Origin of the sequence: Rathayibacter sp. VKM Ac-2754, from assembly GCF_009807095.1 — a bacterium.
GTDB lineage: Bacteria > Actinomycetota > Actinomycetes > Actinomycetales > Microbacteriaceae > Rathayibacter.
In genome coordinates this window covers 119,840-128,926 of the sequence record NZ_WUCC01000007.1, presented here as the reverse complement: position 1 = coordinate 128,926, position 9,087 = coordinate 119,840, and the positions used below count along the sequence as shown (strand labels likewise).

The following is a 9,087-nucleotide window of genomic DNA, read 5'->3' as shown; positions in this document are numbered from 1 at the left end:
CCGCTCTCTCTCTCGTTCTGGTGCGTGTGGTGCTTCTGGTGCGTGGCGTCCCGGCGCGGTCACCACGTGGTGGGGTACTCCACCGGCGGCACCGTGGACGGCTCCACCCTGTTCGTCTTCAGCACCTGGGTCATGACCTGCTGGAACACGGGGGCCGTCGCCTGGGACGTGTTCATCTTAACCGGATCGGCGATCGTGACCGTCACGACGTACTCCGGGTCCTCGGCGGGCGCGAGGCCGGCGAGCGACACCGTGTAGCTCGAGGAGTAGCCGCCGTTGCCGTCGGGCTGCTGGGCCGTTCCGGTCTTCGTCGCGATGTTGTAGCCGTCGACGTGGATGTAGTCGGCGAGCCAGCCCTCGTTGTAGTGGGTCTGCAGCATGTCGACGACGTCCTTCGCGGCCGAGGCCGAGACGACCTGCGTCCCCGTGGTGTCGGGCACGTCGACGACCGAGCCGTCGGCCGTCGTGCAGCCCTCGACGAGCTGGGCCGGCAGGCGGACCCCGCCGTTGCCGAGCGTCTGGTAGATCCCCGCCACCTGGACGGCGGTCGCCGAGACGCCCTGGCCGAACATCGTCGTGTAGTTCGTCTGGTTGTCCCAGTCCTGGTAGTCGGCGAGCTGGCCTCCGGTCTCGCCGGGGAAGCCGACTGCGGTCGGGCTGCCGAGCCCGAACCTCGTCATGTAGTCGTAGCGCTTCTCGGCCGAGAGCTGCGAGCCGAGCGTCGCGATGCCGACGTTCGAGGAGTCCTTGAGGATCCCCGTCAGGGTGTAGTTCGTCGGAGTGTGCGCGAAGTCGTCGCTGAACGACGCGCCGTCCTTCTCGAACGTGTCGGGGATCACCGCATGGCTGGTCGGCGAGGCGAGGCCCTGGTCGATCAGCATGGCCGCGGTCATGGGCTTGAACGTGGATCCGGGCTCGAACGGGCTCTGGAACGCCCGCGAGCCGCGATCCTCGGCAGCGCTCGCGGACACGTTGTTCGGGTCGACCGTCGGCGTCTCGGCGACGGTGAGCAGCTTGCCGGTCTTGACCTCCTGCACGACGACGATCCCGTAGCTGCCGCCGACCTCGGCCACGCGGGCCGACAGCACCTGCTGGGCGTAGTACTGCAGGTCCGCGTCGATGGTGAGCTTCAGCTCGCCGCCGTCGACGGCCGGCGTCTCGGAGACGGTGCTGCCGGGGATCCGGACGTAGTCGGCGCTGCGCTCGTAGCTCTCGGAGCCGTTCGCGCCCGCCAGGCAGGTGTTCTCGGCGTACTCCATGCCCTCCTGGGCTGCGCCATCGGCTCCGACGTAGCCGATCAGGTTGCCGCCGACCGCGCCGTTGGGATAGGTGCGACCCTGCTGGGTCTCGAAGTAGGTCCACGGGATGTCGAGCGCGATGAGCTTCTGGTACGCCTCGAGGTCGAGGCCCTCCGACAGGATCAGGTAGTTCGCCTTCGGGTCCTCGGCCAGCGCACCGCTCACGGCCGCCGTGATCTGCTCGACCGACTGGCCGGTGATCGCGCCGATCTCGGACGCCGCCTGCTCCACGCTGACGACGACCTCCTGGCCGTCGGGCATCTCGCGGAGGAACTCGGCGACGTTCTTCGGCGAGGTGGTCAGCCGGTAGCGGGTCGTCGTGTCGGCGAGCACGGTCCCGGAGCGGTCCACGATCGTGCCGCGGGTGCCGTAGGTGACGACGCTGTTCGACTGGTTCTGCGCCGCCTCGTCGGTCAGCTCGTTCGCCCGGACGATCTGGATGTCGACCAGCTTGCCGATGAAGAGCCCGACGATCGCGATGATGATGACGAAGGTGACGGCCGTGCGCCGCCTGCTTGACCGGTGGTGTCTCACTGCGGAGCTGTCCTTCTTCCTCCGGGCGGCTGCGCCGTCCTTCGTCGTGGCCGGATCTGGTCGCGGCGGATCGAGCGGGCGGTGGTCAGTGGGTGATCGGAGCGGGGAGCTCGCCCTGCAACGGTACGGCCGAGGTCGCCGAGGCGGCGGAGGACGCGCTCGCGTCGGCCGACGCGGGCGCGGGCTGGATCAGCGCGTTCGGCACGAGCGTCGACGCGGCCGCGGTGCCGACCTCGCTCGCCGCCGCCGAGGTCGGGTCGCCGAGCACAGCGCCGTCGGACAGCCGGAGGTAGACGGGAGCCGTGTTCGCGACCATCCCGAGGCCCTGCGCCGCCGTCGCGAGGTTCTGCGGCGAGCTGAGGGTGTCGACCGCGTCCTGCTTCTCGGCGTTGCTGCGGGTGAGCGTCTTCTGCTCGGTCTGCAGCGCCGAGATCTGGTAGGCGCCCTGCGAGAGGCCGACGCTCACGAGGAGCTGGACGACGATGATCGCGAAGAGGCCCGCGACGGCGACGATCCCGTAGACGAGCTTCGGGCGCGGGCTCCGCGCGACGGTCGGGACCGCCTCGATGCGCGGGCGCTCGGAGGGAGCACCGGGCCGGGCCGGCCGTGCGACGGTGTGCTCGGTGGCGATGACGGGTTCGATGACTGCGGTGGCGCTCATGCGGTCCTCCTGATCCTCTCGGCCGCGCGCAGGCGCACGGGTGCTGCTCGGGGGTTTCTGGCCAACTCGTCGTCGGAGGCGAGCTCTGCGCCGCGGAGGACGAGTCGGAACTCGGGTCGGTGCTCCGGCAGCTCCATCGGGAGCCCCTCCGGCGCCGTCGAGGAGGAGGCGGCCTGCAGGGCGCGCTTGACGATCCGGTCCTCGAGCGACTGGTAGGCCTCGACCACGATGCGTCCGCCGACGGCCACGCGGTCGAGCGCCGCGGGGATGGCGCGCTCGAGCACCGACAGCTCCTGGTTGACCTCGATGCGCAGCGCCTGGAAGACCCGCTTCGCCGGGTGGCCGTTGCGCTGGATCGCGACCGGGGTCGCGGCCTGGATGATCTCGACGAGCCGGCCGGAGCGCTCGATCGGGGCGGCGGCCCGCGCCTCCACGATCCGCTTCGCGTAGCGCGCGGCGAGGCGCTCCTCGCCGTACTCGTGGAAGATCCGGCGGAGGGAGAGCTCGTCGTAGTCGGCGAGGATGCTCGCCGCCGTGAGCGGGGCGGTCGCGTCCATCCGCATGTCGAGCGGCGCATCCCTGGAGTAGGAGAAGCCGCGCTCGGACTCGTCCAGCTGGAGGGAGGAGACGCCGAGGTCGAAGAGAGCCCCGTCGATCTCGTCGATGCCGAGCTCGTCGAGCACGTCGGGGAGCTCGTCGTAGACGGCGTGCACGAGGTCGATGCGGGAGGCGTGCGCCGCCAGCCGCTCCCCCGCGAGCTCGAGGGCCTCGGGGTCGCGGTCGAGGCCGACGAGGTGGAGCCCCGGGAAGCGCTCGAGCAGGGCGAGCGAGTGGCCGCCCATGCCGAGGGTCGCGTCGACGAGGACGGCGCCGTCGCGCTCGATCGCCGGAGCGAGGAGCTCGATGCAGCGCTCGAGGAGCACCGGGATGTGGCGCTCCTCGGTGGGGCGCACGGTCTTGCGGTCGGAGTCTTCGGTCATGGTGGTCCCGTCGTCCTGTTCCTGCCGCCCGATCCCCATCCAGCTCACGACCGGACACCGGGGAAGGTGCGTCCGGGCGCCGAGTGGCTGGGAGTCGCGCGGCAGGAGCTAGAACAGGCCGGGGATCACCTCCTCCTGGGTGTCGGAGAACACGGACTCCTGCTCCTGCAGGTAGGTCTCCCAGGCGTCCTGGGCCCAGATTTCGGCGCGATTGCCCGCACCGATGACGGTGAGGTCGCGGTCGAGCCCCGCGTAGGCCCGCAGCGGTGCCGGGAGGGTCACGCGGTTCTGCTTGTCGGGAGTCTCGGCGCTGGCGCCGGAGAGGAAGACGCGCAGGAAGTCACGGGCCTGCTTGCTCGTGACGGGCGCCTGCCGGATCTTCTCGTGCATCACCTCGAACTCGCTCTGGCTGAACACGTAGAGGCACCGCTCCTGGCCGCGCGTGACGACGACTCCGGAGGAGAGCTCGTCGCGGAACTTGGCGGGGAGGATCACGCGGCCCTTCTCGTCGAGCTTGGGGGAATAGGTGCCGAGGAACACTGGCTGCCCCCCACTTCTTCCGGCCAAGGATGGTGTGGTCCCCACAGTACTCCACTTCCCCCCACTCACAACCCCGGCGCGGGGTGCGGCGCGCCGAAGACCGCCCCGTCATCCGCGGGATTCCGCGGAACGGCAGCGGTGGAGCGCAGTGGAGGGCGGAGTGCCTCCCGGGGAGGATCCGAGCATGGAAAAGGGGGTTTCTCGGCGAGGATCGACCCTGCTGGTGGTGCGGAGTGGGGACGGCCGCGTCCGGGCATGAAAAAAGGGCCGATCCGTGAGGATCGACCCTGTGGGTGGTGCGGAGTGGGGCTAGCTGCGACCGTCGCCGCGGTTGTCCCATCGCTCGTTCAGACGGTCCATGAACCCGGAGCCCTGGCGGTTGCCCGAGGAGCGGGGCTTCGCGGGGCGTCCGACGGTCGGCAGGCCGGGCTCGTCCGAGCCGCCCGCGGCGGGGCGCATGGCGACGACGACGCCCGCGAGCATCAGGGCGAAGCCGCCGACGCCGACGAGGGGCTGCCGGACGGCGACTCCGGTGACGAGGACGCCCAGGCCGACGATCGCGAGGAGGATGCCGAGCACGAGCGCCCGGTAGTTGGTGCCGCCGCGCCCCTTGCTGACCGCTGCCACGAAGTCGGCGTCGTTCTGATAGAGGTTGCGCTCCATCTCGTCGAGGAGCCGTTGCTCGTGTTCCGAAAGCGGCATCGGGACCCCTTCAGGGTGTGGCGTCGGCGGGTGGTGGTGTCGGCGCGGGCGGGACGGTGCCGCGGGTGACGGCGCTGTGGAGACGACCACGCGGGTAGCGCTTCACTCTAGACCGAGCGGTGCGCGGGCGCTAGGCGCCACCCGTGCGACGTCCGGTCGTGCATAGGCTGGTCGGGTGAACCACAGCACTCGTCTGGTCGATCGCGTCCAGTTCCGAATCGAAGACTTCCTCGCCGGGCGCACGCCAATTCTGCGCTCTCTCGGAGAGGACGTCCGGGCCCTCGGCGACCTTTCGCGGGACTTTCTCAGCGGGGGGAAGCGCTTCAGGGCGCGCTTCTGCGAGGCGGGCTGGACCGCCGTCTCGGCCGTCCCGAGCGAGGAGCACCCGAGCGGCTCCGACCCCGTCGCGCGGGTGGGCGCGAGCCTCGAGCTCTTCCATGCCGCCGCCCTCGTCCACGACGACGTGATCGACAACTCCGACACCCGCCGCGGAGCCCCCTCGGCGCACCGCCGGTTCGCGGCTCTGCACGGCGCCGGCGGCTGGACCGGCTCGGGGGACGAGTTCGGACGCTCCTCCGCGATCCTGCTCGGAGACCTGCTGCTGGTCTGGTCCGACGAGATCTTCGCCGACGCGGAGTGGTCCCTCGAGGACCGCCGGAGCGCCGAGCGGGCCCGTGCCGAGTTCAACCTGATGCGCACGGAGGTGACGCTCGGCCAGTACCTCGACATCCTCGAGGAGAACGCCTGGGTCGGGCATCCCGAGCACGAGCACCTCGCCCGCGCGGAGCGGGTCGTCGTCTACAAGAGCGCGAAGTACAGCATCGAGGCTCCGCTGGCGATCGGCGGCTCCCTCGGCGGAGGCGACGACGCGCAGCTCGACGCCCTGCGCCGCTTCGGCCTGCCGCTCGGCATCGCCTTCCAGCTCCGCGACGACGTGCTGGGCGTCTTCGGCGACCCGGCGGTGACCGGCAAGCCGGCCGGCGACGACCTGCGCGAGGGCAAGCGCACCATGCTGCTGGGGCTCGCGCGAGCGACGTCCTCCCCGGCCGGGAGGGACGAGCTCGACGCCGTCGTCGGCCGCGGCGACGCCTCGCCCGCCGACATCGCCCGCGCCCAGGAGATCGTCTCGACGAGCGGAGCGCTCGACCGGCTCGAGGAGCGGATCCTCCGCGAGGTCGACACCGCGCTCGGCGTGCTGCCCGACGCTCCGCTGCGCGAGGAGGGCGTGTCCGAGCTGCGCGAGCTCGCCGAGCGCGTCAGCGTGCGGGCGGCCTGATCGGAGGTGCGGTCGCGTCAGGGGGCGGTGATCAGGCGAGCGCCTGGGCGACGCGACGGACCTCGGCCTTGCGACCCGCGCGGAGTGCGAGGACGGGACTCGTGCCGAGGCTCTCCTCCGTCGAGAGCAGCCATTGCACGGCCTCGTCGTCGGAGAAGCCCGAGTCGGCGAGGAGGACGGCCGTGCCGCGGATCTCGCTCATCGGCTCGTCGTCGCGGAGGAACAGCGACGGCACCTTGAGGACGCCGTCGCGACGGGTCCCGATCAGGTGGCGCTCCTCGAGCAGCCGGCGGACCCGGCTCACGTTCAGACCGGTCAGCTCGACGAGATCGGGGATCGTCAGCCACTCGGTGTCGGAGACGGGCGAGGAGGAGGCGGGGGCTGACGAGTCGGTCACCCGTCAAGACTGCCATGCTCCCCCGACCGCTCCAAGCGGGCGGAGCCGCTGCGGCGGGCGGTCGCCCGCGTTGCTCACGGGTTCGGCTGACGCTCTTGCCTAGACTCGTCGCGTGACCACCAGCCAGCTCGACCCCCTCCTCGGCCGTCTCGTCGACGGTCGGTACGAGGTGCGCTCGAGGATCGCCCGCGGCGGCATGGCGACGGTCTACCTCGCGAACGACCTGCGCCTCGATCGCCGCGTCGCGATCAAGGTCATGCACGGGCACCTCTCGGACGACCAGGTCTTCAAGAACCGGTTCGTCCAGGAGGCGCGATCGGCCGCACGACTGGCGCACCCGAACGTCGTCAGCGTCTTCGACCAGGGCCAGGACTCCGACATGGCCTACCTGGTCATGGAGTACCTGCCCGGCATCACGCTGCGCGACCTGCTCAAGGAGCGCGGACGGCTGACCGCCCAGCAGGTCGTCGACATCATGCACTCCGTGCTGTCCGGGCTCGCCGCGGCGCACCGCGCCGGGATCCTGCACCGCGACCTCAAGCCCGAGAACGTCCTGCTCGCCGACGACGGTCGCATCAAGATCGGCGACTTCGGCCTCGCCCGCGCGGCCACCGCGAACACCGCCTCCGGCCAGGCGCTGCTCGGCACGATCGCCTACCTCTCCCCCGAGCTGGTCACCCGCGGCACCGCCGACACCCGCAGCGACATCTACGCCATCGGCATCATGATCTACGAGATGCTCACCGGCGAGCAGCCCTTCACGGGCGAGCAGCCGATGCAGATCGCCTACCAGCACGCGAACGACTCGGTGCCCTACCCCAGCGCCAAGGTGCCGTCGGTGCCCACCTCCCTCGACGAGCTCGTGCTCTGGGCGACGGAGCGCGACCCCGACATGCGCCCCCGCGACGCGGGCGTGATGCTCTCGCAGCTGCTCGAGGCCGAGCGGTTGATGGGCATCACTCCGACCGATCGGCGCGGCGACACCCAGGCCGTCACTCCGCTGCCGCCGCCCGCCACGGTCCCGGCGACGGCCGCCCTCTTCGATCCGGCCACCCCCGGGCAGACGACGGTCCTCGAGGGACCGCCCGCGGAGGAGGACGTGGACGACGAAGCCGTCGCCCGGCTCGCCGCCAAGCGACGGGTGCGTCGGCGACGCGGTGTCCTCCTCACGATCGTCATCCTCCTGCTGGCGCTGCTCGGAGGCGGGACCGCCTACTGGTTCGGCGAGGGACCGGGCGCGATCAGGACGATCCCGACCGTCGTCGGACTGAGCCAGGAGGACGCCACGGCGCTCCTCGAGGCCCGCGACCTGCAGGTCGAGCAGCAGCAGGCGCCGGACCTCACCGTGCCCATCGGCACGGTGATGAGCTCGGATCCCCCTCAGGATCAGAGCATCCACAAGGACTCGGTGGTGACCCTCGTGGTCTCGAGCGGACCGCGCCAGATGGAGGTACCGGCGCTCACGGGCCTGACCCAGGAGGAGGCGACCGCCGCCCTCACCGGAGCGTCCCTCGTCGCCGGCGCCACGACGAGCGTGTTCGACGCCGACGTCGAGAGGGGCCGCGTGATCTCGGCGTCGCTCCCCGGCGGAGGAGAGCTGCCCGCAGTCCTCCCCGAGACCAGCGGCATCGACATGGTCGTCAGCCTCGGACCGATCCCGAACGTGGTCGGCCTCTCGCTCGAGGCCGCGACCGACGCGGCGGAGCAGGCCGGGCTCGCCCTCGACAGCAGCGGCGAGGACTGGAGCGACACCGTCCCCGCCGGCATCGTCCTCACCCAGGCCAACCCCGAGGCGCCCGCGACGACCGGCCAGACGATCAGCGTCGTGGTCTCGAAGGGACCGGAGCCCGTCGCCGTCCCGAACGTCGTCGGCATGACCCGCGACCAGGCGAAGGCGGCCCTCGACGCGGTCGACCTCACCTGGAGCTACTCGCTGTCGACGCTCGGACCCCTGATCGATGCAGCCCCCGACGAGCTCACGAAGGTCACCAACCAGTCCAACAAGGCAGGCGACCCCGTCCAGCGCGGCACCACCATCCAGCTGTCGATCACCATCACGACTTGAGCCGTTCTGTGCGGGGAGCACTTCGCGCTCCCTGCACCGCGGTCGGCTCCTCGAGGTGGTCGCGCCACGCAGAGCGTCCTGCGAACGGCGAAGGCGAATCGCTGAATCGCGATTCACCCGTTCGCCTTCACCTTCCGATCCGCTTGCTCGGATGGTCCACCTCGACCGACGGCGCGACGAGGCTCTCGGACGGCACTCGGAACGACCCATCCTCGCGGGATTCGTGCGTGTGGCCACGTCCTCGCTGGACTCCTGCGCGAGGTCCCGTCTTCCGGTACTCGTGCGGGTGGCACCGTCCTCGCTGATCGAGCCCGCAGCGCGCGGAGCGGGCGTATCGAGATCCACGTCCGTCAGAAGGCCGGGGCAGAAGCCTGATCTGTTGACGCTGGTGGGTCTCGATACGCCCCTGCGGGGCTGCGGGCTCGACCAGCATGGCGACGACAGCGGCGGGCGGGCGGCTTCTCGCCCGCGACAGGGATGCACGCTGGGCGGCAGGGCCTGACGCCCAGCGTCGGACGCGGCACGCGCCGGACGCCCCGCCGCCGGACCGGCCGGCCACATCCAAGGCGAACGGGCGAATCGCGTGCCAGCGATTCGTCCTAGCCGTTCCCACGACGCTCTGCGGATCGCGACC

General features: G+C 71.1%; 8 protein-coding genes. 2 read left to right on the top strand and 6 right to left on the bottom strand.

The features are described from left to right. Positions 1 to 59 precede the first annotated feature (59 nt). The 5 genes from GRS92_RS13330 to GRS92_RS13310 all read right to left on the bottom strand — a co-directional run bounded on the left by GRS92_RS13330 (position 60) and on the right by GRS92_RS13310 (position 4,715). Positions 60 to 1,832, bottom strand: a complete 1,773-nt coding sequence (locus tag GRS92_RS13330) for a peptidoglycan D,D-transpeptidase FtsI family protein (protein ID WP_235022025.1) — start codon at positions 1,830 to 1,832, stop codon at positions 60 to 62. A gap of 85 nt (positions 1,833 to 1,917) precedes the next feature. After that, a complete protein-coding gene (locus GRS92_RS13325; RefSeq protein WP_159857155.1) occupies positions 1,918 to 2,493 on the bottom strand; it encodes a hypothetical protein in 576 nt (191 codons plus the stop codon). Beyond that, complete coding sequence (gene rsmH / locus GRS92_RS13320; protein WP_235022024.1) at positions 2,490 to 3,473, bottom strand: 16S rRNA (cytosine(1402)-N(4))-methyltransferase RsmH; 984 nt, start codon at positions 3,471 to 3,473, stop codon at positions 2,490 to 2,492. The genes GRS92_RS13325 and rsmH overlap by 4 nt, the downstream gene beginning before the upstream one ends. Before the next feature lie 108 nt (positions 3,474 to 3,581). Further along, positions 3,582 to 4,013, bottom strand: coding sequence for a division/cell wall cluster transcriptional repressor MraZ (mraZ, locus tag GRS92_RS13315; RefSeq protein WP_159857153.1), 432 nt, complete (start codon positions 4,011 to 4,013; stop codon positions 3,582 to 3,584). Between the two features lie 309 nt (positions 4,014 to 4,322). Next, positions 4,323 to 4,715: a DUF3040 domain-containing protein gene (locus tag GRS92_RS13310; protein ID WP_159857151.1), complete on the bottom strand. Its 393-nt coding sequence runs from the start codon at positions 4,713 to 4,715 to the stop codon at positions 4,323 to 4,325. A 175-nt stretch (positions 4,716 to 4,890) separates the two neighbouring features. On the opposite strand from GRS92_RS13310, the gene GRS92_RS13305 reads away from it, so the two are divergent. Continuing rightward, positions 4,891 to 5,991: a polyprenyl synthetase family protein gene (locus GRS92_RS13305; protein ID WP_159857150.1), complete on the top strand. Its 1,101-nt coding sequence runs from the start codon at positions 4,891 to 4,893 to the stop codon at positions 5,989 to 5,991. A 31-nt stretch (positions 5,992 to 6,022) separates the two neighbouring features. Here the strand turns inward: GRS92_RS13305 and GRS92_RS13300 are convergent, their stop codons facing one another. Further along, positions 6,023 to 6,388, bottom strand: a complete 366-nt coding sequence (locus tag GRS92_RS13300) for an Rv2175c family DNA-binding protein (RefSeq protein WP_235022023.1) — start codon at positions 6,386 to 6,388, stop codon at positions 6,023 to 6,025. Positions 6,389 to 6,500: 112 nt separating this feature from the next. Here GRS92_RS13300 and pknB point away from each other — a divergent pair, with 112 nt between their 5' ends. Next, positions 6,501 to 8,453: a Stk1 family PASTA domain-containing Ser/Thr kinase gene (pknB, locus tag GRS92_RS13295; protein ID WP_159857148.1), complete on the top strand. Its 1,953-nt coding sequence runs from the start codon at positions 6,501 to 6,503 to the stop codon at positions 8,451 to 8,453. Positions 8,454 to 9,087: the final 634 nt, after the last annotated feature.